A 26221-nucleotide genomic window follows, 5' to 3' on the forward strand; every position below is an offset into this window, starting at 1 on the left:
GCTCAAGCCTTCCTCGGTCCGTAGAAGCCGTCCGGCGCCTGCTGGCCGCGCACCTCGGCCAGCAGGTCCTTCACGTGGGTCATCAGCAGGTCGGTCACCTCGCGCAGCAGCGCGAGCGACTCCTCGCGCCCCCGGTAGGCCGACAGGTCGACCGGCTCCCCGACCAGGTACGTGACCTTCTTGCGGGGGAAGGGGCGGAACTTCTTCTTGTAGTGGTCGTAGATGTCGACCGTGCCCCAGCGGGCGACCGGGATGACCGGACCGTCGTGCTGCAGGGCGAGCCTGGCGACGCCGGTGCGCGAGTTCATCGGCCAGCTGTCGGGGTCCTTGGTGATCGTCCCCTCCGGGTAGATCACCACGAGCTTGCCGTCCGCCAGCGCCTCGTGCGCCGCGCGCAGGCTCTGCTGCGCGTCGGACGTGCCGCGGTAGACCGGGATCTGCTTCGCGCCGCGCAGGATCGTGCCGGCGACGGGGATGTTCCACAGGCTGTGCTTCGCGAGGAACCGCGGCACCCGGCCGTTGCGGTGGGTGAACACCGCGTCGTAGATCGGGTCGAGGTGCGAGATGTGGTTCAGCACCAGCAGCACGGAGCCCTCACGCGGGACGCGGTCGGCCCGCAGGTACTTCCGGCCGCCCAGCAGGCCCCCCAACGGGTAGAGGATCGCCGCGGCGACCCCGACCCAGAAGCCGCCCTTCTCGCGTTTGGCCACGAGGTCTCTCCTCACTCCCGATCTGCGCCCGGGAGCACACTAGCCTCCGGATCGTGGAGTATGACGAGGTGAGGCATGAAGTCGACCTCGTCGTCCCGGTCAAGACCCTGGACAGGGCGAAGACCCGGCTGACCAGCGCCACCGGCGGAGACCCCGTCTCCCACGCGGCACTGGCGCTCGCGCTCGCCCTCGACACGGTGAGCGCGGCCGTCGCGACGCCCGCCGTCCGGCGAGTGGTGACGATCACATCGGACCCGGCGGTGGCGGCCGAGATGGCGGCGCTGGGCGTCGAGTCCGTGCCGGAACCCGCCGAGCCGGGACTCAACGCGGCCCTGCGGCACGGCGCGCACGCGCTGCGGTCCACTCGGGTCGGTGCGTTGCAGGCCGACCTCCCCGCGCTCAAGCCGGACGAGCTGCAGGCCGCGATCGAGGCCGCCGGGTACCGCAGGGCGTTCGTCGCCGACCGCCAGGGCACCGGGACGACGCTGCTGCTCGCCGCACCCGGCGCCGAGCTCGACCCGCGGTTCGGTGTCGGCTCCGCCGGTCACCACCGGAGCTCGGGCGCCGTCCCGTTGTCCGGGCAGTGGCCCACCCTGCGCTGCGACGTCGACACGGAGGCGGACCTGCGGCTCGCGTTCGGCCTCGGTCTCGGCGCCCGCACCGCGAACGCCCTGCCCGCCTGGACAACCTGAACGAGCGCCGCGCGTCTTCCGGGTCACCGAGGTGATCACTACTTGGGAGACTGATGCGAGCGCTCATCGCGTTGGCGGCGATCACGGCCATCGCGGGCTGTGTCGCCGCCGTTCCGATCGACCGGCCGTCCGACTACACCGCGCCGAGCACGCTCGACTCGTGCCACGTGGACCTTCCGCAGGACTGGAAGGACGCGCTGTCGCGGGCGAAGACCGAGGCGGGGCCGCACGAGAAGGTCACGGTCGTCGCGGCGAACGAGACAGCGGACGTGACGCTCGTGAAGACCAAGCGCAACCGCACGACCGAGCTCGTGCTGCGCGACGACCGGAAGCGCCAGCAGGTCATGGCCGTGCGGAACGAGGGCCAGCTCTTCGGCGTCGAGTTCGACGGCCGCTGGGTCACCTTCTCCACCACCGAGGGCCGGTCCGGCCGTGCCGTCACGACCTACGCGTGGGACTCGCGCAACGACGGCGCGCCCACGCCGATCGGGTCCGAGGGAGCCGTGGTGCACAACGGCAAGGCCGCGTGGACCGACGACGACGGCGTGCACGTCTACGACCTCGCCAGGAAGAAGGACCGGATCGTCGGCCAGGGCACGAAGCCGGTGTTCCTCGGTGACGGCGTCGTCTGGGTGCGGGACGGGAAGTTCGTCGCGGAGTCCGCGTTGCCGGAGCCGTTGCGGAAGGCCGCGCCCAGCGGGGACGTCGCGGCGGACGGTCGCACGATCGTGTGGGTGCAGGGCGACACCCTGCGCGGCTGGCGCGAAGGGTGGGACGAGTCGCGGAAACTCGCTGCCATCAAGAGCGCACCGAGAACCGAAGGCATCGTTTTCCCGCGCGTGAGCGGTGACCTCGTGTCGTGGCAGTCGGAATCGTCCTACATAACGGACATCCGCAGCGGCACGACGATGCACACCGACGACGGCGGCTATTGGCTTGAGGTGCACGGCGGTGCGCTGACCAGGCAGGGGTGGCGTGTCGCCGCCGCGGCCCCGCTGTCCGCGCTTTCTCCTTTATCCCGGTGCTGAAACCGTGACGAACGACACGAAAATGTTGGTTCAGGGCCCCTTCCCGGGAACCCCCGGACCTTTCACGCGACATCCCTGATGCCGCGGCGTCGCACGACGCCGCCACCCGACGCATTGCCAGAGGTGTACCTGCATGAGTTCGCTGACGCACGCCGACTACTTGGCGCTGCGCCGATTCCCCGCTCTCGACGGCCTGCGCGCGATAGCCGCGGTCCTCGTCGTCTTCTTCCACTACGGCGGCCCTGACGAGCTTCAGGGCTGGGCCGGCGTGCAGCTGTTCTTCGTCCTCAGCGGATTCCTCATCACGACGCTGATGCTGCGCGAGGAGCACCGCACCGGCCGGATCTCGTTGAAGGAGTTCTACCTCCGGCGGGGCTTCAGAATCCTGCCCGTCTACTTCGTCGTGCTCCTCGTGACGGCCGTCGCCTCCGCGTTCTGGGGCACGTTCAGCAGCAACGGCATCGGGCCCGCGCTCAAGTACTTCCTCACGTTCACCAACGAGTTCGCCGGCAACAGCCCGTACGGGCAGTCGTGGTCGCTGGGAATCGAGCAGAAGTTCTACGTCGTCTGGCCGCTGGTGGCGATCGCGCTGGGCACCCTCGCGCTCCGGCGCCGCGCCGGTGCCGTCGTGCTCTGCATGGCACTCGCGCTCGTGCTCGTGAACTTCACCGTGGAGCACAACAACCCCGGCTGGCCGCTGCACTACTTCTCGATCCTGACCGGTGTCCTGCTCGCCCTCGCGCTGCACAGCCCGCGCGGTTTCGCCGTGCTGCGCCCGCTGACGAACCGGGTGGCCCAGCTGGTCGTCTGCGCCGGGTTCGCGTCCGTGCACCTGAGCGTGAAACCGATCGCGGGCTTCCTGGACGGGATCGGCGGCATCCCCGGCCACGTGCTGGTCATCCCCGTCTACGCGCTCGCGGCGTCGGTGCTGCTGGCCGCGCTCGTCGCCCCCGGCCCCGCCACGACGGCGTTGTCCACCAGGCCCATGCAGTTCGTGGGCGAACGCTCCTACTCGCTCTACCTCGTGCAGACGATCGCGGCGACGATCATCTGGTACTTCCGGCCCGAGCTGTCCGGCCTCGGGCAGTCCGTCGCGGTCACCGCGCTGGGACTGGTGCTGGCGAGCGTCCTGTACGCGGCGGTGGAGATCCCGATGATCGACCTCGGCCGCCGGGTGATCGCCCGCGGGCGCCGCAAGGCCGAACCCGCGCACTCCCCCGCCGCGCAGCCGGAGTCGCGGCTCGCGACCGCCGGTCAGGCCCAGCCGTGACCACGTCCGGGGAGAGCGGCACGGGTGCCGGTCTCCCCGGACGTCTAGGCTTCCCGCCGTGCAGGCAACCGTGTCCACCTTCCACAGCGACGGCTCCGCCGTCGTCCTGCGCGACGACGGCGTGCTGCTCGACGTGAGTGCCGAGGCCGTCACAGCGGGTGGCTGGCGCCTGTTGCGGCCCGGCCAGCGGGTGACCCTCGAACGCAGCGAAGACGGTGTCGTCACGGCTGTGCGCTTGCCTGTTCTGTGACGGAGAGTTCATCAGCCCGATGTTCTCGACGGGGGCGCTCGCGTCGATAGTGGGGAACAATGCGGGGCGTGAGCACGGAGAACTCTGACGGTCAGGCGAGCACCCCTCGGCGCCGCTCCACGCGCGGCAACGCAGCGGCGACCCCGCGTGCGGCGGCCACGCGCAAGCAGCCCCAGCCCCGTGCGGCGACCAGGCGGGCGACGAACCCTCCCCGGACGAAGACCCGGACGAACCAGCCGGTGGCGACCCCGGTCAGGGGCGTGCCCTCGGCGCCTCCCGCGGTGACGTCGAGCTCACAGCCCACCGACCTGCCCGATGACCGGTACTTCAACCGGGAACTGTCCTGGTTGGACTTCAACGCCCGCGTGCTCGCGCTCGCCGAGGACGCCTCCCAGCCGCTGCTGGAGCGGGCGAAGTTCCTCGCGATCTTCGCGTCGAACCTCGACGAGTTCTACATGGTCAGGGTCGCGGGCCTGAAGCGGCGCGCGGAGACCGGCCTCACGGTGCGCAGCGCGGACGGGCTCACGCCGCTCGAACAGCTCGTGGGGATCTCCAAGCGCTCGCAGGAGCTCGTCGAGCAGCACGCCAGGACGTTCCTCGACCAGATCCGGCCCGGTCTGGAGCAGCACCAGATCAGCATCGTGACGTGGGGCGACCTCACCGACTACGACCGGATGAGGCTCTCCAACTACTTCAGCGAGCAGGTCTTCCCGGTGCTCACGCCGCTGGCCGTCGACCCGGCGCACCCGTTCCCCTACATCTCCGGGCTCTCGCTGAACCTCGCGGTGACCGTGCGGGACCCGGAGGGCGGCGGTGAGCGGTTCGCCCGCGTGAAGGTACCGGACAACGTGCCGCGCCTGGTGCGCGTCGAGGCGGACAGGTCGTCGTCCTCCGCCACCTTCCTGCCGCTGGAGGAGCTCATCGCCGCGCACCTGGGCGAGCTGTTCACCGGCATGGAGGTCATCGAGTGCCACGCGTTCCGCGTGACGCGCAACGCCGACCTGGAGGTCGAGGAGGACCGCGACGAGGACCTGTTGCAGGCGCTCGAACGCGAGCTGGCGCGGCGCCGGTTCGGTCCGCCGGTGCGCCTGGAGGTCGCCGACGACATGACCGAGCACATGCTCGAACTGCTGCTGCGGGAGATGGACGTCGACCCGCACGACGTCGTGACGGTGCCCGGCCTGCTCGACCTGTCGTGCCTGTGGCAGCTCTACGGCATCGACCGCAAGACGTTGAAGGACCCGGCGTTCGTGCCGGCGACCCACCCGGCGTTCGGTGAGCGCGAGACGCCCAAGAGCGTCTTCGCGACCCTGCGCGAGGGCGACGTGCTGGTGCACCACCCGTACGACTCGTTCTCCACGTCGGTGCAGCGCTTCATCGAACAGGCCGCCGCCGACCCGCACGTGCTCGCCATCAAGCAGACCCTGTACCGCACCTCCGGCGACTCGCCCATCGTGGACGCGCTGATCGACGCGGCCGAGGCGGGCAAGCAGGTCGTGGCGCTGGTGGAGATCAAGGCCCGGTTCGACGAGCAGGCGAACATCAAGTGGGCCCGCACGCTGGAGAAGGCGGGCGTGCACGTCGTCTACGGCCTCGTGGGGCTGAAGACGCACTGCAAGACTTCGCTCGTGGTGCGTCAGGAGGGGTCGACGATCCGGCGCTACTGCCACATCGGCACCGGCAACTACAACCCGAAGACGGCGCGGCTCTACGAGGACGTCGGCATCCTCACCGCGGAACCGACGATCGGCGCCGACCTCACCGACCTGTTCAACGTCCTCACCGGCTACGCCCGCCAGGACGAGTACCGCTCGCTGCTCGTCGCGCCCTACGGCGTCCGCAAGGGCATCGTCGAACGCATCAACCACGAGATCGAACGCGCGCAGGCCGGGGAGACCTCCGGCGTGCAGATCAAGGTGAACTCCCTCGTGGACGAGCAGGTCATCGACGCGCTGTACCGCGCGTCCCAGGCCGGTGTGCCCGTCGACGTGGTGGTGCGCGGCATCTGCGGCCTCAAGCCCGGCATCAAGGGACTGTCCGAGAACATCAGGGTGCGCTCGATCCTCGGGCGGTTCCTGGAGCACTCGCGGGTCTTCCGGTTCGTCGCGAGCGACGAGTGGTGGATCGGCAGCGCGGACATGATGCACCGCAACCTGGACCGCCGCGTCGAGGTCGCCGTGCGCGTCACCGACCCGCGGCTCACCCGGCAGCTGAGCGACGTCTTCGAGTCGGCGCTCGACCCGCACACGCGCTGCTGGGTGCTGCGCTCTGACGGAGAATGGGAAGCATCGCCGTCCGACGGAACGTCGGTCCGCGACCACCAGATGGAACTGCTGCACAAGCACGGAGCTCTTGGGTGATCAAAGCTGCTGGGGCGGTGCTCTGGCGCGATGCCGGCGGTGACGTCGAAGTCGCGGTCGTGCACCGCCAGCGTTATGACGACTGGTCCCTGCCGAAGGGCAAACTGGACGCCGGGGAGACGATTCCCGCCTGCGCCGTGCGCGAGGTGGAGGAGGAAACCGGCTTCTCGTGCGTCCTCGGCCGCCATCTGCGGCAGGTGTCGTACTCGGTGCAGGGCACGGCCAAGACCGTCGACTACTACGCCGCCGAAGCCGTGTCCGGATCGTTCACCGTCAACGAGGAGGTCGACGAGCTGCGCTGGCTGCCCGTCACCGAGGCGGCGGCGCTGCTGACCTACGAACCGGACCGCGAGGTGCTCGCCGAGTTCGACCGGCAGCCGGCCGACCTGTTGCTGGTGTTGCTGGTGCGACACGCGAAGGCGGGCAAGCGGTCCGAGTGGACCGGCGACGATGACCTCCGTCCCCTCTCGGACGCGGGCAGGAGGCAGGCGGCGGCACTGCGCTCGCTGCTTCCCCTGTGGTCCCCCAAACGCGTCCACACGGCTCCCAGGCTCCGTTGCGCGGACACCGTGACCGGTGTGGCCGAGGACCTCGCGGTGGAGGTGCTGGAGGAGCCGCGGCTGTCCGAGGAGGGCTACTGGCCCGACCCGGACGCGGGCGTCGTGCGCCTGCTGGAGGTGGCGACCACCGAGGGCCGCGCGGTCGTCTGCTCGCAGGGCGGCGTGATCCCCTCGGTGGTCCGCACCCTCGCCGAGCTGGGCGGCCTGCGCCTGGACGAGTTCCCGTGCAAGAAGGGCAGCACCTGGGTGCTCGCCTTCACCAGGCCGTTCCACGCCTGGTCCACATCGGACGCGCCTTCCACCTGGCCAACCCTGGTGTCGGCCCACTACCTGCCCACCGCGCTGCCCCGCCCCTGACGCACTCCCGGCAAGCGCCGCCTCCCCCGCCCGAAAGTTCGCCTCAGGCAACGAACAGGGCCGGCAGGGCGGCGCTTTCGCTTTGCCGGCCCGGCTCCCACGCCCGCGAAGCGTTATTTCTATTGGCCTGCGGAGGATTCCCACCCCACCCCGGCAAGGTCTCCGCAGGACGCCGGAAAGGCCACCGCGAGGGTCCGACCGGTCGCGCGGAAAGGCACCCACCAGGCCCACACAAGGACACCATCCGCGCCGGGGAAAGCCTCCCCGCGCCCACCGCACGAGATCCCACCCGGACGCCGGGAATCGCCCTCGCGGGACGCAGGAAAGGCACCCGCCAAGCCCGCACAACGCCCCACCGGACGCACGAAAGGGACCGCGCCAAGAGCCGCACAACGCCCCGCCGGCAGTTCCCGCCAAGCCCCACCAGGACACGGCAACAGATCCCCCAAAGGCCCAACGCGACACGGCAGCAGTCCCACCAGACCCGGCAAAGGCTCTTTCAACGCCCGGGCACGGCCAAGAGGGCTCGCCAGGCCCAACCAGACTCGGCAACAGTCCCGCCAGGCCCCTGGCAAGGGAACTCTCCAGGCCCCGCAACGCCGCACCCGGCGCGGTATCGGGCCTCTCCCCCGTACGGGGGGAGCGCGAGTTCTCGGCGGCCGTCAAACACAGCAAGGCCCCGGTGTGCGCACACCGGGGCCTTCGCATGTGTTGCGGAAGTGTCGCAGCCTCCCTCAGGAGGCCCGTCTCACTTCTTCTTGGCAGCCGTCTTGCGGGCCGCGGGCGCCTTGGCGGCCGTGGTCTTCGCAGCGGGCTTGGCCGCGGCCGTGGTCTTGGCGGCGGCGGTCTTGCGGGCGGGCGCCTTGGCAGCCGTCGTCTTGGCAGCCGTCGTCGTCTTGGCGGCAGCCGTCTTCGTGGCGGCGGCGGTCTTCGTCGCGGTCGCCTTGGCGGGGGTCTTGGCAGCAGCGGTCTTCGTTGCGGCCGTGGTGGTCCGACGGGTCGTGGGCGCCTTGGTGGCGGCCGCGGCCGTACGGGTGCGCGTGGTGGTCGCGCGGGTCGTCGCTGCCTTGGTGGCGGGCGCCTTGGTGGCGGCCGCGGGCTTCGCGGCGGCCGTCTTGGCGGCCGACGACTTGGCCGCGACGGCCTTCGGCAGCTTCTTCGCACCGCTGATGACGTCCTTGAACGTCGAGCCGGGGCGGAACGCGGGCACGTTGGTCTTCTTGACCTTCACGGTCTCGCCCGTGCGCGGGTTGCGCGCGGTGCGGGCCGCACGGGCGCGCTTCTCGAAGACGCCGAAGCCCGTGATGTTGACCTTCTCGCCCTTGTTGACGCTGCGCACGATCACATCGACGATGCCGTCAACAGCAGCACCCGCGGTCTTCTTGTCTCCCAGGCGCTCGGCGAGCGCCTCGATGAGCTGGGCCTTGTTCACCTTCAGTCCCTCCCAGGACGCTCACGGCCCTAAGCGTCGGGCCGACTAGAACGCAACGGTAGGCCCAAAACGCGAGAAATACCAATCGCCACGCCAAAATTTTCGTTGTGGCGTGGCCAATTGCGCCCCTTCGAGGGACTCAGGGGGCCGGATTCGCCCCTCTCAAGGGGAGAATCCGGCGCCCTCTCAGACCGCCGGAAGCGGATCCGTTGTGGGCAACCAAGTCTGGCGATTGCCCTCGTAATCGCTGATCTCGGGCTCGTGGCGCAGTGTCAAAGCGATGTCGTCGAGCCCTTCGAGAAGGCGCCAGCGGGTGTAGTCGTCGATCTCGAAGGGGGCTACCAAGTCCTTGGCGCGAACGGTCTTGTCGGTGAGGTCGACGGTGACCGGCGTGCCGGGCTCCGACTCCAGCAGCTTCCACAGCAGCTCGACATCGGACTGGCTGCACTGGGCCGCGACGAGCCCCTGCTTGCCCGAGTTGCCCCGGAAGATGTCGCCGAAACGAGCTGAGACGACGACGCGGAAGCCGTAGTCCATCAACGCCCAGACGGCGTGCTCCCGGGAGGACCCGGTGCCGAAGTCGGGGCCCGCGACGAGGACCGAACCGGCCTTGAAGGGCTCCTGGTTGAGGATGAAGTGCTCGTCGGCGCGCCAGCCGGCGAACAGCCCGTCCTCGAACCCGGTGCGGCTCACGCGCTTGAGGTAGACGGCGGGGATGATCTGGTCGGTGTCCACGTTGGACCTGCGCAGCGGCACACCGACGCCCGTGTGGGTGGTGAAGGCTTCCATGCTCAGTTCTCCAGGTCGGCGGGGGCGGAGAGGGTGCCGCGGACGGCCGTCGCGGCGGCCACGAGGGGCGAGACGAGGTGCGTCCTGCCGCCCTTGCCCTGCCTGCCCTCGAAGTTCCGGTTCGACGTCGATGCGCTGCGCTCACCGGGCGCGAGCTGATCCGGGTTCATGCCAAGGCACATCGAGCAGCCCGCCTGCCGCCACTCGGCGCCGGCGTCGAGGAAGACCTTGTCCAAGCCCTCGTCTTCGGCCTGCTTGCGCACCCGCATCGAACCGGGCACGACCAGCATCCGCACTCCGGAAGCGACGTGCTTTCCCTTGATGACGTCCGCGGCGGCCCGGAGGTCCTCGATGCGCCCGTTCGTGCAGGAGCCGAGGAAGACCGTGTCGACGCGGATGTCGCGCAGCGGCGTGCCGGGCTGCAGGCCCATGTACGCCAGCGCCTTCTCCGCGGCCACGCGCTCGGTCTCGTCCGAGATCTGCTCGGGGTCGGGAACGGAGGCGCCCAGCGGCAGGCCCTGACCGGGGTTCGTGCCCCACGTGACGAACGGCGTGAGCTCGTCGGCGTCGATGTGGACCTCGGCGTCGAACTTCGCGTCGTCGTCGGTGCGCAGCGTCTTCCAGTAGGCGACGGCCGCGTCCCAGTCGGCACCGGACGGCGCGTGCGGACGGCCCTCGATGTAGGCGAACGTCGTCTCGTCCGGCGCGATCATGCCCGCGCGCGCACCGGCTTCGATCGACATGTTGCAGACCGTCATGCGCGCTTCCATCGACAGCTTCTCGATCGCGCTGCCGCGGTACTCGAGCACGTAGCCCTGACCGCCGCCGGTGCCGATCTTCGCGATGACGGCGAGGATGATGTCCTTCGCCGTGACGCCGGGCCGCAGCTCGCCGTCGACGTTGATCGCCATCGTCTTGAACGGACGCAACGGCAACGTCTGCGTCGCCAGCACGTGCTCGACCTCGGACGTGCCGATGCCGAACGCCAGCGCGCCGAACGCGCCGTGCGTGGACGTGTGACTGTCACCGCACACCACGGTCATGCCGGGCTGCGTGAGACCCAGCTGCGGGCCCACCACGTGGACGATGCCCTGCTCGACGTCACCCATCGGGTGCAGGCGCAGGCCGAACTCCGCGCAGTTGCGGCGAAGCGTCTCGACCTGTGTGCGTGACACCGGGTCCGCGATCGGCTTGTCGATGTCGACGGTCGGGACGTTGTGGTCCTCGGTGGCGATCGTCAGGTCGGGCCTGCGCACCTTGCGGTTCGCGAGGCGCAGTCCGTCGAACGCCTGGGGGCTGGTGACTTCGTGGAGCAAATGGAGGTCGATGTAGAGCAGGTCCGGCTCCGCACCACTGCCGTGGCGCACAACGTGTGCCTCCCACACCTTCTCCGCGAGCGTGCGGCTCATCGCGACATCTCCCACGTTATGGACGTGCCGACAGATCTGGACTTCTCACTGTCTGGGAAGTTAGTATCGGCTTGTGGGACAGCATAGCGGGATCGGCGTGCTGGACAAGGCAGTGGCCGTGTTGAACGCCGTGGCAAAAGATCCGTGCGGCCTGGCCGAGTTGTGCAATCGCACCGGCCTGCCGCGAGCAACCGCGCACCGCCTGGCCGTGGGCCTGGAGGTGCACCGCCTCCTGCGCCGCGGCTCTGACGGCCGCTGGCGCCCCGGAGCGGCACTCGCGGAGTTGGCGGGCGGCGCGACCGACCCGCTGCTCGACGCGGCCTCCTCGGTACTTCCACGCCTGCGCGACATCACAGGCGAGAGCGTCCAGCTCTACCGCCGAGACGGCATGCAACGAGTCTGCATCTCCTCGGCAGAACCCCCCTCGGGCCTGAGGGACACAGTCCCCATCGGCGCCAGACTCCCGATGACAGCAGGCTCAGGCGCCAAGGTCCTGGCCGCCTGGTCCGACCCGGCCACCCAACGAGCAGTCCTGGCCGACGCCGTCTACGGAGAACGAACCCTCCTGGAAGTCCGCCGCCGAGGCTGGGCCCAATCAGTAGCCGAACGAGAACCAGGCGTGGCCTCGGTCTCAGCCCCGGTAAGAGACTCAGCCGGCGCAGTAGTAGCCGCAGTCTCCGTAAGCGGCCCCATAGACCGAATGGGCCGCCGCCCAGGAGCCCGCTGGGCAGCAGACCTACTAGCAGCCGCAGAAGCCCTACAAAGCCGCCTCTAAATCCCAACCATGTGGCCGCCCCCGCACAAGGGGCGGCCACTGCCGTCCAACCACAAAGCAATACCCAGCCCTTTACAAGTGACCCCTCTCACGCCCCAGAAATCGCCGACGCGAAGCGAGGCCCCCACCCGCCGACGCGAAGCGAGGCCCCCACCCGCATAGCCGACGCGAAGCGAGGCCAATGCGCGCGATCCGCCAACCCAGGTCGGGGGGTCCGGGGGGCGAAGCCCGCCCGGCTGGGGGTCTGGGGGCTCGGCCCCCAGAAGACAATGCGAAAGAGGCCCGTCAGCGCTTTCCGCTGACGGGCCTCTCCCACCTCTGTAGCCCCGAAGGGATTCGAACCCTCGCTACCGCCTTGAGAGGGCGGCGTCCTAGGCCGCTAGACGACGGGGCCCTAGAACTTCTTGCTGGAGTGAACCTTATCAGATCTCTCTGTCCGGTCCAAATCCGGCTATTCAGTTCGTACTGCTGGATCTTTCTTGGCGCCGATCCCACCGTTTCGATGGAGCCAGCAGCTGGGGTACCAGGACTCGAACCTAGACTAACTGAACCAGAATCAGTCGTGCTGCCAATTACACCATACCCCATTGGCTTTCACGATCGACTTCGTTCTCCGGGGAGTTCCGAGGCCCTCGTTGCTGCCGGGAGAAATACTAGACCACACCCCCACCAGAAGTGAAATCGACCCCCACCCGCACGCATAAGCGCAGGTGAGGGCCGGTCTCAGGGGTCAGATCAGGCGGTGGCGGCGGACAGCTCGCAGACGAGGAGCTCCGGCAGTTCCGCCAATGACGTGATCGAGGACAGTCCCGCGGGCAGCGTTCCGCCGGTCGGCCCCGTCCGGTTGATCCAAACGCCGTGCATTCCGGCGTCGCGCGCGCCGATCGCGTCGGCGTGCAGGCGGTCTCCCACGTGGACGGTGTCGCCGGGCGGCACCCCGAGGGCGAGGCAGGCCGTGTGGAAGATCACTCGGTCCGGCTTGGCGCAGCCGACCTCGCCGGCGATCAGGACCGCGTCGAAGTACTCGGAGAGGCCGAGCTGGGCGATCTTCATGCGCTGGTGGCGGCCGGAGGCGTTGCTGATCGCGGCGATGGGCAGGCCGGTGGCGCGCAGCCAGTCGAGCGTGGGGATCGCGTCGGGGAACAGGCACCAGCCCGCGGCGAGGAACTCCTGGCGGCCGAGCTCGCGCCGGGTGGCTTCCGGCAGCGTGAGCTCCTCACCGAGGGCGGCGAAGAAGGCTTGGGTGCGGATGTTGCGCATCGACTCGTACGGGAGCTCACCGGCCAGCTGGCGGGAGACGTGGTCGTCGGTGATTCGCTGCCACAACGACCAGGCGTCGGCGTTACCGACCATCGAGGCCAACGCGGCACGCGAAGAAGTGCTGTAGTCGACAAGTGTGTCGTCGACGTCCAGGCAGACAGCGCGGATCTCGCCGGTTCTCTTACGCGTGAAAGTCGGGGACGCAGTTGTCACCCAGGAAGGTTAGGTGCGGACGGGCCTCGTCCGATTCGGCTAACGAGGTGATTCCTCCAGGTCCTTGCACGATCAAGCGGACCTTGAGGCCCCGAACGAACCAGTGCCGCTCCTCCGACCGCCGAAAGCAATCGGCCGTCCGAGTGTTGTCGGGCGACGCGAGGCGCACTCCGCGCACGGTCGGGCACGCGGGCGCGACACCTTAGCTCGGAGTCCGACGAAACGCAGCCGTCGCAACCGATTCGAGGCCCGGTATCCCAGACGGTCCACTGTGGATCAAGCTCGTCCGGGCACCCGTGTCACCCAGCTTGACGCAGCCGGCGGTCAGGGGCATCCTGAGAATTCAACAGAGGTTGAAAAGAGGGGATCGACATGGAGAGGACGACCTGTCTCGTCGTCGGGGGCGGACCCGCGGGGATGGTGCTGGGGCTGCTGCTGGCGCGCGGGGGCGTGGAGGTGACCGTGCTGGAGAAGCACGAGGACTTCCTGCGCGACTTCCGCGGCGACACGGTGCACGCGTCGACGCTCACGCTGATGGACGAGCTGGGGCTCGGTCCGGCGTTCGAGCAGGTGCCGCACCAGAAGGTCGACAAGATCGAGGCTCTGCTGGAGGACGGGGGCAGGACCCCGATCGCCGACCTGAGCAGGCTTCCCGGCGCCCACAAGCACATCGCGATGGTGCCGCAGTGGGACTTCCTCGACCTGCTGGCGGACGCGGGCAGGACGGAGCCGAAGTTCACGCTGCGGATGAGCACCGAGGTCACCGGGATCACCAGGAACGGCACCAGGGTCACGGGTGTGACCTATCGGGACCGCACCGACGGCCACACCGGCGAGATCGCCGCCGACCTGGTGGTGGCGGCGGACGGCCGCGCCTCGATCCTGCGCGACGCCGTGGAGCTGCCCGTGTACCGGTTCGGCGCTCCGATGGACGTGTGGTGGTTCCGCCTGCCGCGCAAGGAGACCGACGCGGTCACGGGCGGGGCAGGCCGGTTCAGCAACGGCAGCGCGCTGGTGCTCATTCCACGCGGGGACTACTTCCAGTGCGCGTTCTTGATCCGCAAGGGATCGGACCGTCAGCTGCGCGCGGAAGGCGTCGAGAGGTTCCGTGAGCGCGTGGTCGCGCTCGTGCCGTGGCTGGCCGACCGCGCCGAGCACATCACGAGCATCGACGACGTGAAGCTGCTCGACGTGAAGCTGGACCGGCTGAAGCGCTGGCACGTCGACGGCCTGCTGTGCATCGGTGACGCGGCGCACGCGATGTCGCCCATCGGCGGCGTGGGCATCAACCTCGCCGTCCAGGACGCGGTCGCCGCGGCCCGGCTGCTCGCCAGGCCGTTGCGCGAGGGCACCCTGACCGGCGCCGGGCTCGCGCGGGTGCGCCGCCGCCGGTGGTTCCCGACGGTGGTGATCCAGACGATGCAGCGGGTGGTCCAGGACCGGTTCCTGCGGCGGGTGGTGACCGGCGACGGTGCCCCGGTGAGCGGCGTTCCCGCCCCGCTGCGGATCGTCCGGCGCTTCCCCTGGCTGCAGACGGTTCCGGCCTACCTCGTCGCGATCGGCCCGCTCCCCGAGCACGCGCCGGACTTCGCGCGCAGGGCCCCGCAGACGATCGTCAGGTCGTGACGAACGAGTCGGACGACTCGCTGAGCACCATCGCCACGGCGTGGGCGCGGTCACGGGCGCCCAGCTTGCGCAGGATCGCCTTCACGTGGGTCTTCACGGTGTCGTTGCTGATGAAGAGCCGCTGGGCGATCCGCGCGTTGTCCATGCCCTTCGCCATCTCGGCCAGCACGTCGAACTCGCGCGCCGACAGCCGGCCGAGCGAGGCGGGCGGGGGCATCCGCGCGGGCAGACGCGCCAGCGACCCCACCCGCGCGTCGATCGTGGCCGGCGCGCCTTTGACGGCGGCGGCGATGGTCGGCAGCAGCTCGGCCACGGGTGAGGTCTTGAGCAGGTAGGCCACCGCGCCGGCGTCGAGCGCCGCGCGGGCCCAGCTCGGACTGTCCGCATTGGACAGGACGACGACCCTGGCACCGGGCCGGAACTGCGCCGTGTCCCGCACGGTGCGCAGCGGCCCGGCGCCCGGCACGTCGAAGTCGGTGACGACCAGCTCCACCGGGGTGCTCCGCAGGAAGCGCGCAGCGTCGGCCACGGTGTGGGCGATGCCCACAACGCGGAAGCAGTGCGTGCGGTGCAGCGAGACCCGCAGCCCCTCGGTGATGAGCTGCGAACCGTCGACCAGCAGCACGCGGGTGGACGCCGGGTCCGTCATGACACCGGGAAGTTACTAGCGGGTACCGCGACGCGTAACCTGCCGGGCGCCGGATTGCTCCGTACGGCTACCTATTTGCGACCGGATTGACGAGCGTTCCGAGGCCGTCCACAGTCACGGAGACCGTCTGTCCGGCCTTGAGCGGGCCGACACCGGCGGGGGTGCCGGTGAGGATCACGTCGCCGGGCAGCAGCGTCATGATGCCGGACACGTACTCGATGAGCGACGGGATGTCGTGCACCATCAAGGAAGTACGTCCGTCTTGCTTCACCTCGCCGTCGACCTCGGTGACGATCCGGACGTCCGACGGGTCGAACTCCGTCTCGATGAACGGCCCCATCGGGCAGAACGAGTCGAACCCCTTGGCGCGCGTGAACTGCACGTCCTTCTTCTGCAGGTCGCGGGCCGTGACGTCGTTGGCGATGGTGTACCCCATCACGACGCCCATGGCCTTCGCCTTCGACACCTCCCGGCACGGCTGGCCGATGATGACGGCGAGCTCGCCCTCGAAGTCGACGCGTTCCGAGACGGCCGGAATCCTGATCTCCACGTTCGGCCCGACCACCGAGGTGTTCGGCTTGAAGAACAGCAACGGCTCCGCCGGCACCTCGTTGCCGAGCTCGGCCGCGTGGTCCGCGTAGTTCCGCCCCACACCGATGATCTTGGTCGGCAGGATCGGGGCGAGCAGCCGCACGTCGGCCAGCGGCCACTTGCGGCCGGTGAACGTGGGCGTGCCGAAGGGGTGTTCGGCGATCTCCGCGGCTTCCTCACCGTGGACGGCGACGAAGGCAACGCCTTGCGGGTGGGCAATCCTGGCAATACGCACGACGTCAACCTTAGACCGGCTCGACCGCCGACGAGCGCATCGCCTTGTGGGCGAGGGCATCGCACAGGGCGAGCCAGCTCGCCTCGACGATGTTCCCGTGCACGCCCACGGTCGTCCACGCGCGCTCGCCGTCCGTCGACTCGACCAGCACGCGCGTCACCGCGTCCGTGCCGGGGTGCTCGGTGAGGATGCGCACCTTGTAGTCGGCCAGCTCCACGGCGTCCAACCAGGACAGGTGCGGCAGCAACGCCTTGCGCAGGGCCGCGTCCAGAGCGTGCACGGGCCCGTTGCCCTCGGCCGTGGCGATGACCCGCTCCCCCGCCACGTGCACCTTCACCGTGGCCTCGGACACGATCTCGCCGTCCGACCGGTGGTCCAGCACCACCCGGTAGGACTCCAGCGCGAACGGCGGAGTGTCCAGCTGGGACAGTTCGTGCCGCAGCAGCAGCTCCATCGAGGCGTCGGCGGCCTCGAAGGACCACCCCTTGGCCTCCATCTCCTTGACCTTCTTGAGCGCGTTGCCCACCTCCTCCGACCGGCCGGTCAGGTCGAGCCCGAACTCACGTCCCTTGAGCTCGATGCTCGCCCGACCGGCCATCTCGGTGACCAGCACCCGCATGTCGTTGCCGACGATGTCCGGAACGATGTGGTTGTAGAGCTCCGGATCCACCTTGATCGCGCTCGCGTGCAGCCCCGCCTTGTGGGCGAATGCCGACGACCCGACGTAAGCCTGGTGGGTGTCGGGTGCGATGTTCGCGATCTCGGCCAACGCATGGGAGACGCGGGTGAGCTCGGCCAGTGCCCCGGTCGGGAGCACGTCCATGCCGAGCTTGGTCACGAGGTTCCCCACAACGGCGAACAGGTCCGCGTTGCCCGCCCGCTCGCCATACCCGTTGGCAGTGCACTGCACGTGCGTCGCGCCCGCCTGAACGGCCGCGATGGTGTTCGCCACGGCACAGGACGTGTCGTCCTGGCAATGGATCCCCACCCGGAAGCCGGTCTTCCGGACGACCTCGCCCACCGTCTCGGCAAGCCCCAGCGGCAACTGCCCGCCGTTGGTGTCGCACAGCACGACGACGTCCGCACCACCCTCCACAGCGGACTCCAGCACCCTCAGGCTGGTGTCCGGCGAGAACGCGTAGCCGTCGAAGAAGTGCTCGGCGTCGAGGAAGACCCGCCTCCCGTGCTCCTTCAAGAACCGCACGGTGTCCCGCACCATCCGCAGGTTCTCGTCCGTGTCAGTCCGCAACGCCCGCTCGATGTGCCGCAGATCCGACTTGGCGACCAACGTCACCACCGGCGCCTGCGACTCCAGCAACGCCCTGACCTGCGGATCGTCCTCGACCTTGACCCCGGCCTTGCGAGTGGCCCCGAACGCGACGAGCTTGGCGTGCTTGAGCTCCAGCTCCCCGGCCGCCGCCCGCGCGAAGAACTCCGTGTCCTTCGGCAGCGCACCAGGCCACCCGCCCTCGATGAACCCGACCCCGAGCCCGTCCAGCAACCGCGCGACAGCGAGCTTGTCCGTGACGGAGTACGAAATGCCCTCACGTTGTGCGCCGTCGCGCAAGGTCGTGTCGTAGACGTGGAACTCGTCGGTGGGGCCGGCCATCGGGATCCTCTCCTCATCCGGGCAAACAAAAAGACCCCCCGCGAATGCGAGAGGTCTGCGCGTCGGGTGCCTGGGGAGGCACTACCCGACGCGCTCGGCGATAATGATGGCGAGGTGCTGAGCCATGCGGCCGATGCTGCCACAGCCCGCACCCGCGTACCAAGCACCGGTACCGAATCTCCCACTATCTGGTCACGCCCGCTACGGGGTGTGGCGCGACCGCGGGCTCACCCCAGCCCGGCGAGATACCGGGCGAACGCCTCGACCGCGGCCGGGTTGCGAGGCCCTTCGACCAACGCCGCGTAGGGCAGCGAGAAGAACCGCTTCCCCTTCACCGCCGGAGAGTTGGCCAGCGGCGCGAACCCCTCCAGGAAAGCCTGCTTCCGGGCGGCCGTGCTGGCCTGCGCGTCCGCGTAGTCCACGATCAGCACGACATCGGGCGACCGCTCCACCACGGTCTCCCAGCTGACGGTGGTCCAACTGTCGTTCAGGTCTCCGAAGATGTTGTCCCCGCCGGCCCGCCCGATGATGTCGGAAGGCGCGGCGTTCTTCCCGGACGTGAACGGCTGGTCCTGCCCGCTGTCGTACAGGAACACCTTCGGCCGCGGCTTGCCCGCGGTCAGCCGCCCGGCCTCCTCGACCTGCCGCTGGTACCCCGACACCAGCTCCTCGGCGCGGTTCTCGACCCGGAAGATCTTCCCGAGGTTGCGCAGATCCGTGTACAGGGCCTCCAAAGCGGGCATGATGCCCCGCTGCTTGCCCACCCCGTTCCGGCACGCCTCGGTCAGTTGATACGTGCCGATCCCCAGCCCGCGCAACGCGTCGGGGGTGAACCCGGTGCTCTCGCTGAAGCCGTAGTTCCACCCGGCGAACACCAGGTCGGCGTTGGCCCCCTGCACCACCTCCGCGGAGATCTTGTCCGCCAGCCGGGCCGACTGCTCGAAGTCCGCCTTCCACGGCGAGGTTTCGAGGTCGACGGCGTTGCCCTCGTCGACCACGTACCCGGCCATGTGGTCCCGCAGTCCCAACGCGAACATCATCTCGGTGATGCCGGTGTCGTTGGTGACCACCCTGGACGGCACGCGGTCGAACGTGACCTCCCGGCCGCAGTTCACCACGGTCACCGGTGACACCGCCTCCGGCACGGAAGCGACCGTGGCCCCGCAACCCGTGACAGCCACCAGCACAACAGCGAGAGCGGTTCTCAAGCGACGACCTCCTGGTCGAACAGGAGCTGAGGCGCTCCCGAAGTGGGGTGACGCACGATGTGCGCCGTGATGTGGAACACCTGCGCCAGCAGCTCAGGCACGAGGACTTCCGCCGGTGTGCCGGACGCGACGAGTCGTCCCTCGTCCAGCACGTACAGGCGGTCGCAGTAGGACGCGGCCAGGTTCAGGTCGTGCAGGACGGTCAGCACGGTGACGCCGAGACGCCGGACGAGTGCGAGCACGTCCAGTTGGTGGCGGATGTCGAGGTGGTTGGTCGGCTCGTCCAGCACGAGCACGCGGGGTTGTTGGGCGATGGCCCGTGCGATCAGGACCCGCTGCCGTTCACCGCCGGACAAGCTCAGGAAGCTCCGTGACGCGAGGTGCGTCACGTCCACTGTGGCCAGTGCGTCCGCGACCAACGCCCGGTCGCGAGAGGGCGAGCGGGCGTGCGGCAGGCGGCCCATCTCCACCACCTCGGCCACGGTGAAGTCGAACTCGACCTGCGACTCCTGGGTCAGGGCGGAGAGCTCACGCGCCAGGTCCTTGCGGCCGGCGACGTTCCTGCCGTCGACCAGCACCGCGCCCGAGTCGGGTGTCAGCGCGCGGTAGACGCAGCGCAGGGTCGTGGACTTGCCGCTGCCGTTGGGGCCGACGATGCCGACGACCTCATCGCTCGCGTGCAGCGTGATGTCCTCGACGATGCCGCGGACCGTCAGCTGCTCGATGTCGAGGCGCATCAACGCCCTCCGAAGACGTAGGTCCCGCGACGCATGAGGAAGATGAAGCACGGCACGCCGATCGCGGCCGTGATGACGCCGAGCGGCAGTTCCTCCGGCGCGGCCAGCATTCGGGCGGCGACGTCGACCCAGACGAGGAACGACGCCCCGGCGAGCGGTGCGATCGGCAGCACGCGGCGGTGGTCCGCGCCGACGACCATCCTGGTCAGGTGCGGCAGCATCAGGCCGACGAAACCGACGGCGCCGCTCACAGCGACCAGCACGCCGGTGATGCCGGCGGTGACGACGAACAGCTGGGTGCGGAACCGGGTGACCTCGATGCCGAGCGTCGTCGCGGTCTCGTCGCCCATCGCGAGGGCGTTGAGCTGGCGGGTCCTGGTCCCGAGGAAGGCGATCCCGGCGGCCGTCACGGCGGTGGCGACGGGCAACGACCGCCAGTTCGCGCCGCCGAGACTGCCGAGCAGCCAGAACATGGCGCTGCGGGCCGCCTCGCCGTGCGGAGCCTGGAAGACGAGCAACATCGCCACCGCGGAGAACCCGTACGCCAGCGCGGTTCCGGTCAGCACGAGCCGCAACGGGGTGAGCCCCCGGCTCGTGCGGGCGGTCAGGTAGACCAGCGCCGTGGCGCCGAGGCCGGTCAGGAACGCGCCCGTGGAGAGCGCGTAGACGCCCAGGCCCTGGAGGACGCCGAGGGTCGCCACGGCCGTCGCGCCCACGCTCGCGCCCGACGAGATGCCGAGGACGTACGGGTCGGCGAGGGCGTTGCGGACCATCGCCTGGATCGCCACGCCGACCGCGCTGAGACCGGCGCCCACGACCGCGGCGAGCAGCACGCGTGGCAGCCGGATGTCCCAGACGATGTGGTACTGCCCGGCGAGGTCGGCGGGGACGACGCCACCCGTCAGCGCCGCCCGGAGCAGCTCGGCGGTCACGCCGAACGGGACGGGCACCGGCCCGAGCGCGACGCCCGCCACCACGCTGACGACGAGCGCGCAGACGAGCGCGCTGATCCTGGAGATCACTGGTTCCCTTCCCGCAGTCCACGGCAGGAGTCGGAGGTGCTGTGCACGCCGCGTGCGGGTGTTCGGGCTCGTCCCCGTTGCCGGGGACCTACCGTTGCGGGTCAGCGCCGGACTTCGACCGGTCTTCCCCCACGCACGACGCGATCACTGTAGCCCGGCGTCCGCGCCCTCCCGAGTCGGGCCGGGAGCGGATCCGGCGGACATCGGAAAAGATCTTCGAAGTTTTTCCCGCGGCCGTGTCGATCCGGCACCCGGCCCGTTCGACCTGGGGATGCGGAGGGACCGAGGTGGTCGCTCACGACGGAGGAGACACACCGTGAAGTTCATGCTGATCATGCGCGCCACCGACGAGGGCTACGCGAACCTGGGCGACGTCGACTTCGACAAGATGCTCCAGCTCGTCGGCGAGTACAACGAGGAGATGATCCGCGCCGGGGTGCTGCTGGCCGCCGAGGGGCTCGCCGACCCGTCGGAGGGCGTCGTCGTCGACTACTCCGCCACGCCGCCGATCGTCACGGACGGCCCGTACGGCGAGACCAAGGAGCTGTTCAACGGCTTCTACATCCTCAACGTCGCCTCGCTGGAGGAGGCGGTCGAGTGGGCCAAGCGCGCCCCGCTGGCCGGGCCGGGCTTCAAGACCGAGATCCGCCGGGTGCCGACCATCGACGAGTTCCCGCAGGACAACGAGTGGATCCGCAAGGAGCGCGCCTGGCGCGAGGCCAACGGCCAGCTCTGACCGCGTGGCCGGAAAAGCCGGAAGCCCCGGCCGGAGAACCGGCCGGGGCTTCGCGACGTCTGGCTCGGGGCCTCAGCCCGTGCGCACGTTCGACGACACGAGCGCGGCGAGCCGGTCGCCGATCGCGTAGGTCGCGCCCGGCGACTGGTGGTCGCGCGTGGCCAGGTCGAACGCCACGGAAGCCTCGATCCGGCGGGACGCCTCGTGCTCGCCGAGGTGGTCGAGCAGCAGCGCCACCGACAGCACGGCGGCCGTCGGGTCCGCGATGCCCTGCCCCGCGATGTCCGGCGCGGAACCGTGCACCGGCTCGAACATCGACGGGTTGCGGCGCGTCACGTCCAGGTTGCCCGACGCGGCCAGGCCGATGCCGCCCGTGACGGCGGCGGCGAGGTCGGTCAGGATGTCGCCGAACAGGTTGTCCGTCACGATCACGTCGTACCGGCCGGGGTCGGTGACGAGGTGGATCGTGGCCGCGTCGACGTGCTGGTAGGCCACCGTCACGTCCGGGTGCTGCAACGAGACCTCCTCCACCACGCGCGACCACAACGAACCGGCGTGCGTGAGGACGTTCGTCTTGTGCACCAGCGTCAGGTGCCGGCGCGGACGTGCCGACGCACGCGCGAACGCGTCGCGCACCACCCGCTCGACGCCGAACGAGGTGTTCAGCGAGACCTCGGTGGCGATCTCGTGCGGGGTGTCCTTGCGCAGCAGACCGCCGTTGCCCGCGTACGGGCCCTCGGTGCCCTCGCGGACCACCACCATGTCGATCTCCGGCGGGTCCGCGAGCGGGCTGCGGACGCCGGGGTAGAGCCGGGCGGGGCGGAGGTTCACGTGGTGGTCGAGCTCGAAGCGCAGGCGCAGCAACAGCCCCCGCTCCAGAATTCCGCTCGGCACCGACGGGTCGCCCACCGCGCCGAGCAGGATCGCGTCGTGCTGGCGGAGCTCACCGAGCACCGACTCGGGCAACAACTCTCCCGTGGCGTGCCAGCGCGCCGCGCCGAGGTCGTAACGAGTGATCTCGGCCGCCGGAACGACCTCGCCGAGGACCTTCAGGGCCTCCGCGATGACCTCGGGCCCGATCCCGTCTCCTGGGATCACTGCGAGCCGCATCCACACACCTCCCAGGTGTCCGTCCCCAATTGGTGGGACTACTTTCCTCCGCGAGAGGCTACCTGCACCACGGCCGCGCGCCGCATGCCGGACACCCCTTCGGGGTGTTCTCTCCCGTACTGCGGGACACCCACACGGCCCATTCCCCGCTTTCGAGTGTCACTCGACCGCAGTACCTCCGGTACGTCAAGGGGTGACCACGCTCCGCAACCCGAAAGCACGCGGGGCCCTTCCGTACTGTCAGACAGTACGAAAGGGCCCCGCGTGCACTCCGGCTCGGGCGAACGGGTGGTGCTAGTGGTGGCCGCCCTTGCCGTTCGACTTCACCTTGACGACCGCGGCGCGGTCACCGTCGGCGTTGTGGTGGTGCAGCACGAGCAGGCCCTCGGACTTGTCCGCCTTGAGCGCGGCCTCGTCCTTGTTGACCACGAGCGCCGTGCCCGGCTTCGCCAGGTACGACAGCGCCGCGTCGCCGCCGCCCTGCGCCCACAGACCCGGCTTGAGCGGGTCGAAGGACAGCGGGCGGTCGATCACGTCGATCAGCTCGTTCGCGTTGCCCGGCGCCGGGTAGTAGCCCGCGGTGCCGACCGTGTATGTGAGCCGCGCCGAGTCCTTCGACGGGTCGATGCCGAGTGCCGTCAGCAGCACCGGCAGGACCACGACGTTGGTGTCCTGCACGTTCGCGTCCACGTCGCCGAACAGGCCGTTGACGCCCTGGATGTCGACCGTCTCACCGGTCTTGAGGTCGACCGTGGTCGCCACCAGGAGGTCGGTGTCGGTCAGGCGGCTCGCGTACGTCTCGAAGTCGGCCGTGCCGTCGCCGTCGGTGTCGATGTCGACGAACGGCACGGTGTTGACGCCGAGGCTGTACCAGTTGCCCCACGTGGCGACACCGAACGCGAGCAGCGCCTCGCCGGCGTTGCCCTGCGCCTTGGCGAGCGGGGCCGTGGAGGACGCGCCCACGTACTTCAGGTCACCGCCCTTGGCCGTCTCGTTGAGCGCGCAGTTCTCGGTGACGTTGCGGCGGCAGTCGCGCAGCTTCGGCGACTGGGCCTGCAGCTCCAGGACGCTCACCAGCGAGCGGTACGCCTGCGAGCCGGTGCCCTGGTCGAGGCCCTTGCCCGTCAGGTTCAGCACGGCCTGCTTGTCGTTGCCCCGGAACTTCAGGTCCGACGCGGTGGAGATGTCCGCGACCGGCTTCGGCGCGGCGTAGACCGACAGCCGCAGCGGCACCGTGGCGCCCGCGGTCGGCGTGAGCGTCACGCGGCCGGAGGCGTCGGCGATGAACTGGCGCGGCGTGTCGAGGTGCAGCGGCTCGACGGTCGGGTCGACGGTCTTGCGCAGCGCCTTCTGGTCGGTGATCTTCAGCGTCACCTTGACGCGGGCGACGCCGCGCGGGCTCAGCTTCACCTTGTCCTGCGACAGCACGTAGCTGACGCCGGGGATCGTCGTGGCCGCGGTGTAGCCGACCTTGTACTCGACGGTCTTCGTCGACTTGTTGACGATCTTGATGGTCTTGGACTTCGAGACCGGCTTGGAGACCTCGACGACGCCGAAGTTCGCGCTGACGTAGCCGTTGTCCTCCTCGACGTAGGCGACGACCTGGTTGTCGATGGCGGCCTTGCCGTCGACGCGGCCGGTGCCGACGCGGTTGGGGGCGAAGGTCTTGCCGTTCTCCTTCACGTCCGCGCCCGCGGTGTTCATGATCGCGGCCTTGACCTCTTCGAGCGTCCAGTCCGGGTGCGTCTGGCGCACCAGCGCCGCGATGCCCGCGACGTGCGGGGACGCCATCGAGGTGCCGGAGATGACCGAGCGGTCGTCACCGGAGCCGACGGCGGCGGACGAGATCGTGTCACCGGGCGCCGCGACGTCCGGCTTGATCGAGTGACCGCGGGTGCCGCGGCTCGTGAACGAGCTCGGCGTGTCCGAAATGGACTCGTCGGTGGTCGGCGTCGAGGTGCGCAGGTCGCCCGCGAGGCGGACGACGAGCGTGCCGGCGTCCAGCGCCGGGCGCACCTGGGCGGTGGCGTCACCGGTGAACTGGAACATCGGGATGGCCGCGTTGCCCGCGATGCCCGCCGAGAAGTTGTTCAGCGTCGACGAGAGCAGCACGCCCTGGCCGCCCGCCGCCTGCACGGTGTTCGCACGGGCCGCGGAACCGCACCGGCGCGTCGCGTCGTTGTCGTCCCACTCCAGCCACACGAACTTGCCCGCGACGGCATCGGTGATCGCCTGGCAGCCGTCGAGGTTGCCCGCCTGCGTCAGCTTCACGACCGGCAGCGTCTTGTCGTAGCCGAGGTAGCCGGTGAAGCTCTGGCTGTACTGGCCGGCCTTGAGGCCCTGGCCCTGCACCTCGGCGCCGTCGCGCAGCACGGACGAGTCACGCACGGACGCCACCGTCAGCGCCTCGGGCGTGTTGCCCGGCGAACCGCCGATGTCGTAGAGGTCACCGCCGTTGCCCGCGGAGAAGACCGGCAGGACGCCGACCTTGTACAGCTTCTTCACGAAGAGGCTGTCGGGGTCGTCCGGGGCGCCGTAGTCGGAACCCAGCGACAGGTTCACGACGTCGAGGTGGTCGGAGAAGTCGCCGTCGCCGTCGGGGTCGAGCGACCAGTCGAGCGCCTGCGAGGTGACGTTCGTCGAGCCGTCGCAGCCGAAGACCTTCAGCGCGTAGATGAGGGCCTTGGGCGCGGTGCCGGGGCCGATCTTCATCTCGTTCAGCTTCGCGGCGTCGAGCTTGGTGTAGTCACCGGTGAAGGTGCTGCCGTCGGCGTTCTCGCCGAAACCGGCCGTGGTGCCCGCGACGTGCGTGCCGTGGCCGTTGCAGTCGATCGGGTTCGGGTCGGGCTTCGGCGTGTTGATCGCCGGGTCGTCGCTCTCGCCGTCGTAGTCCTCGCCGACGAAGTCGTAGCCGCCGACGACCTTCGCGGTCGGGAAGTTCGGGTCCGCCGCCGTCGGGTCGACCGCCTCGAACGCCGCGACCGTGCCGGGACCGCCGAAGTTGGCGTGCGTGTAGTCGACACCGGTGTCGATGATGCCGACCCGGACGTCGTCGCCGAGCTTGCCGTACTGCTGCCAGACGTTGAGCGTCCTGGTGAGCTGGACGGCGTTCGAGTTCTGGCGCTTCTTCGGCACGACCGGGTAGACCGCGAGCACGTCCTGGCGCTGCGCGAGCTCGCGCACCTTCTGCGCGTCCGCCTTCACGACGACGCCGGGGACGCCGTTGGAGGTGCGGTACAGCTCCTTGGTCTTCGTGTCCGCGGTCCGCAGCTGGCCGACGACCTGGTCCGCGGTGGCGGAGACGTCCTTCTTCGCCTGCTTGGCCGCCTGCTTCGCGACTTCCTTGCCCTGGCTCTTCTTCTCGTCGAACGCGTCGACGGCCGGCTTGCGGTCCAGCGCGACGAACGCGGTGACCGTGCCGGAGGAGCTCAGCCTGGGGGAAACCTTCAGGTGCAGCGCTTTCGCGTCCAGCCCCTGTGCACCCTTGACCGGCTGCGCGAGCGGTTCGCCCTGCGCCTGAGCCGTGGCGGGTGCGATCAGCAGTGTGGTGATGGCGGAGAACACCACCAGACTCGATCGTCTTTTCACAACGT

Annotated in this window: 22 protein-coding genes, 2 tRNA genes and 1 riboswitch; of the genes, 9 read left to right on the forward strand and 15 right to left on the reverse strand. The window is 69.6% G+C overall.

The window, feature by feature from the left end; genetic code table 11:
• Window positions 1-2 precede the first annotated feature (2 nt).
• Window positions 3-710 (reverse strand): lysophospholipid acyltransferase family protein, encoded by a 708-nt coding sequence (locus BLT23_RS18780; RefSeq protein ID WP_090051066.1) that lies wholly within the window; start codon window positions 708-710, stop codon window positions 3-5.
• 53 nt (window positions 711-763) lie between these two features.
• Between BLT23_RS18780 and cofC the strand changes: the two genes are divergently transcribed.
• The 6 genes from cofC to BLT23_RS18810 all read left to right on the forward strand — a co-directional run bounded on the left by cofC (window position 764) and on the right by BLT23_RS18810 (window position 7227).
• On the forward strand, window positions 764-1402 hold the full coding sequence (gene cofC, locus BLT23_RS18785; protein ID WP_245744026.1) for a 2-phospho-L-lactate guanylyltransferase: 639 nt from the start codon (window positions 764-766) through the stop codon (window positions 1400-1402).
• 53 nt (window positions 1403-1455) lie between these two features.
• Window positions 1456-2430, forward strand: coding sequence for a hypothetical protein (locus BLT23_RS18790; protein ID WP_090051068.1), 975 nt, complete (start codon window positions 1456-1458; stop codon window positions 2428-2430).
• Between the two features lie 133 nt (window positions 2431-2563).
• The gene (locus tag BLT23_RS18795; RefSeq protein WP_090051069.1) at window positions 2564-3700 is read left to right on the forward strand and encodes an acyltransferase family protein; all 1137 of its coding nucleotides are present in this window, start codon (window positions 2564-2566) and stop codon (window positions 3698-3700) included.
• A gap of 58 nt (window positions 3701-3758) precedes the next feature.
• Window positions 3759-3950, forward strand: a complete 192-nt coding sequence (locus BLT23_RS18800; RefSeq protein WP_090051070.1) for a hypothetical protein — start codon at window positions 3759-3761, stop codon at window positions 3948-3950.
• 59 nt (window positions 3951-4009) lie between these two features.
• The gene (locus BLT23_RS18805) at window positions 4010-6310 is read left to right on the forward strand and encodes an RNA degradosome polyphosphate kinase (protein WP_176946811.1); all 2301 of its coding nucleotides are present in this window, start codon (window positions 4010-4012) and stop codon (window positions 6308-6310) included.
• Window positions 6310-7227 carry an NUDIX hydrolase gene (locus BLT23_RS18810; RefSeq protein WP_245744044.1) on the forward strand — a complete coding sequence of 306 codons (918 nt, stop codon included), beginning with the start codon at window positions 6310-6312 and terminating at the stop codon, window positions 7225-7227. Before BLT23_RS18805 ends, BLT23_RS18810 begins: the two co-directional genes overlap by 1 nt.
• Before the next feature lie 748 nt (window positions 7228-7975).
• Here the strand turns inward: BLT23_RS18810 and BLT23_RS18815 are convergent.
• The 3 genes from BLT23_RS18815 to leuC form a co-directional block, all read right to left on the reverse strand.
• Window positions 7976-8659, reverse strand: coding sequence for an HU family DNA-binding protein (locus tag BLT23_RS18815; protein ID WP_090051073.1), 684 nt, complete (start codon window positions 8657-8659; stop codon window positions 7976-7978).
• A 186-nt stretch (window positions 8660-8845) separates the two neighbouring features.
• The gene (gene leuD / locus BLT23_RS18820) at window positions 8846-9448 is read right to left on the reverse strand and encodes a 3-isopropylmalate dehydratase small subunit (protein WP_090051074.1); all 603 of its coding nucleotides are present in this window, start codon (window positions 9446-9448) and stop codon (window positions 8846-8848) included.
• A gap of 2 nt (window positions 9449-9450) precedes the next feature.
• A complete protein-coding gene (leuC, locus tag BLT23_RS18825) occupies window positions 9451-10857 on the reverse strand; it encodes a 3-isopropylmalate dehydratase large subunit (protein WP_090051075.1) in 1407 nt (468 codons plus the stop codon).
• A gap of 73 nt (window positions 10858-10930) precedes the next feature.
• On the opposite strand from leuC, the gene BLT23_RS18830 reads away from it, so the two are divergent.
• On the forward strand, window positions 10931-11632 hold the full coding sequence (locus BLT23_RS18830) for an IclR family transcriptional regulator (RefSeq protein WP_176946812.1): 702 nt from the start codon (window positions 10931-10933) through the stop codon (window positions 11630-11632).
• A 321-nt stretch (window positions 11633-11953) separates the two neighbouring features.
• Here the strand turns inward: BLT23_RS18830 and BLT23_RS18835 are convergent.
• The 3 genes from BLT23_RS18835 to BLT23_RS18845 form a co-directional block, all read right to left on the reverse strand.
• A tRNA-Glu gene (locus tag BLT23_RS18835) sits at window positions 11954-12026 on the reverse strand.
• Between the two features lie 121 nt (window positions 12027-12147).
• A tRNA-Gln gene (locus BLT23_RS18840) sits at window positions 12148-12219 on the reverse strand.
• Window positions 12220-12367: 148 nt separating this feature from the next.
• Window positions 12368-13105 carry an HAD family hydrolase gene (locus BLT23_RS18845; protein ID WP_090051076.1) on the reverse strand — a complete coding sequence of 246 codons (738 nt, stop codon included), beginning with the start codon at window positions 13103-13105 and terminating at the stop codon, window positions 12368-12370.
• 372 nt (window positions 13106-13477) lie between these two features.
• On the opposite strand from BLT23_RS18845, the gene BLT23_RS18850 reads away from it, so the two are divergent.
• Window positions 13478-14731: an FAD-dependent oxidoreductase gene (locus BLT23_RS18850; protein WP_090051077.1), complete on the forward strand. Its 1254-nt coding sequence runs from the start codon at window positions 13478-13480 to the stop codon at window positions 14729-14731.
• On the opposite strand, the gene BLT23_RS18855 is transcribed toward BLT23_RS18850, so the two are convergent.
• The 6 genes from BLT23_RS18855 to BLT23_RS18880 all read right to left on the reverse strand — a co-directional run bounded on the left by BLT23_RS18855 (window position 14721) and on the right by BLT23_RS18880 (window position 20782).
• Window positions 14721-15380: a response regulator transcription factor gene (locus BLT23_RS18855; protein ID WP_090051078.1), complete on the reverse strand. Its 660-nt coding sequence runs from the start codon at window positions 15378-15380 to the stop codon at window positions 14721-14723. The genes BLT23_RS18850 and BLT23_RS18855 overlap by 11 nt on opposite strands.
• A gap of 67 nt (window positions 15381-15447) precedes the next feature.
• Window positions 15448-16206 carry a fumarylacetoacetate hydrolase family protein gene (locus tag BLT23_RS18860; protein ID WP_090051079.1) on the reverse strand — a complete coding sequence of 253 codons (759 nt, stop codon included), beginning with the start codon at window positions 16204-16206 and terminating at the stop codon, window positions 15448-15450.
• Between the two features lie 10 nt (window positions 16207-16216).
• Window positions 16217-17815 carry a citramalate synthase gene (gene cimA / locus BLT23_RS18865; protein ID WP_090051080.1) on the reverse strand — a complete coding sequence of 533 codons (1599 nt, stop codon included), beginning with the start codon at window positions 17813-17815 and terminating at the stop codon, window positions 16217-16219.
• Between the two features lie 227 nt (window positions 17816-18042).
• Entirely contained in the window at window positions 18043-18960 is a 918-nt protein-coding gene (locus BLT23_RS18870; protein WP_245744027.1) for an ABC transporter substrate-binding protein, read from the reverse strand.
• A 59-nt stretch (window positions 18961-19019) separates the two neighbouring features.
• Window positions 19020-19760, reverse strand: coding sequence for an ABC transporter ATP-binding protein (locus BLT23_RS18875; RefSeq protein ID WP_090051082.1), 741 nt, complete (start codon window positions 19758-19760; stop codon window positions 19020-19022).
• Window positions 19760-20782: a FecCD family ABC transporter permease gene (locus BLT23_RS18880; RefSeq protein ID WP_245744028.1), complete on the reverse strand. Its 1023-nt coding sequence runs from the start codon at window positions 20780-20782 to the stop codon at window positions 19760-19762. Before BLT23_RS18880 ends, BLT23_RS18875 begins: the two co-directional genes overlap by 1 nt.
• 36 nt (window positions 20783-20818) lie before the next feature.
• Window positions 20819-20934: riboswitch (cobalamin riboswitch) on the reverse strand.
• A gap of 164 nt (window positions 20935-21098) precedes the next feature.
• On the opposite strand from BLT23_RS18880, the gene BLT23_RS18885 reads away from it, so the two are divergent.
• The gene (locus BLT23_RS18885) at window positions 21099-21518 is read left to right on the forward strand and encodes a YciI family protein (RefSeq protein WP_090051084.1); all 420 of its coding nucleotides are present in this window, start codon (window positions 21099-21101) and stop codon (window positions 21516-21518) included.
• 72 nt (window positions 21519-21590) lie between these two features.
• On the opposite strand, the gene BLT23_RS18890 is transcribed toward BLT23_RS18885, so the two are convergent.
• Window positions 21591-22628: a 3-isopropylmalate dehydrogenase gene (locus BLT23_RS18890; protein ID WP_090051085.1), complete on the reverse strand. Its 1038-nt coding sequence runs from the start codon at window positions 22626-22628 to the stop codon at window positions 21591-21593.
• Between the two features lie 294 nt (window positions 22629-22922).
• The gene (locus BLT23_RS18895; protein ID WP_425434396.1) at window positions 22923-26198 is read right to left on the reverse strand and encodes a S8 family serine peptidase; all 3276 of its coding nucleotides are present in this window, start codon (window positions 26196-26198) and stop codon (window positions 22923-22925) included.
• Window positions 26199-26221: the final 23 nt, after the last annotated feature.

The organism is Lentzea fradiae (genome assembly GCF_900100955.1).
GTDB classification, from domain to species: Bacteria; Actinomycetota; Actinomycetes; order Mycobacteriales; family Pseudonocardiaceae; genus Lentzea; species Lentzea fradiae.

Excerpts from the sequence above, each read along its gene's own strand:
- BLT23_RS18790 (WP_090051068.1), top strand. The coding sequence starts at position 1,456 with ATGCGAGCGCTCATCGCGTTGGCGGCGATCACGGCCATCGCGGGCTGT.
- BLT23_RS18795 (WP_090051069.1), top strand. The coding sequence starts at position 2,564 with ATGAGTTCGCTGACGCACGCCGACTACTTGGCGCTGCGCCGATTCCCC.
- BLT23_RS18805 (WP_176946811.1), top strand. The coding sequence starts at position 4,010 with ATGCGGGGCGTGAGCACGGAGAACTCTGACGGTCAGGCGAGCACCCCT.
- leuD (WP_090051074.1), bottom strand. The coding sequence starts at position 9,448 with ATGGAAGCCTTCACCACCCACACGGGCGTCGGTGTGCCGCTGCGCAGG.
- leuC (WP_090051075.1), bottom strand. The coding sequence starts at position 10,857 with ATGAGCCGCACGCTCGCGGAGAAGGTGTGGGAGGCACACGTTGTGCGC.
- BLT23_RS18850 (WP_090051077.1), top strand. The coding sequence starts at position 13,478 with ATGGAGAGGACGACCTGTCTCGTCGTCGGGGGCGGACCCGCGGGGATG.
- BLT23_RS18855 (WP_090051078.1), bottom strand. The coding sequence starts at position 15,380 with ATGACGGACCCGGCGTCCACCCGCGTGCTGCTGGTCGACGGTTCGCAG.
- cimA (WP_090051080.1), bottom strand. The coding sequence starts at position 17,815 with ATGGCCGGCCCCACCGACGAGTTCCACGTCTACGACACGACCTTGCGC.
- BLT23_RS18875 (WP_090051082.1), bottom strand. The coding sequence starts at position 19,760 with ATGCGCCTCGACATCGAGCAGCTGACGGTCCGCGGCATCGTCGAGGAC.
- BLT23_RS18890 (WP_090051085.1), bottom strand. The coding sequence starts at position 22,628 with ATGCGGCTCGCAGTGATCCCAGGAGACGGGATCGGGCCCGAGGTCATC.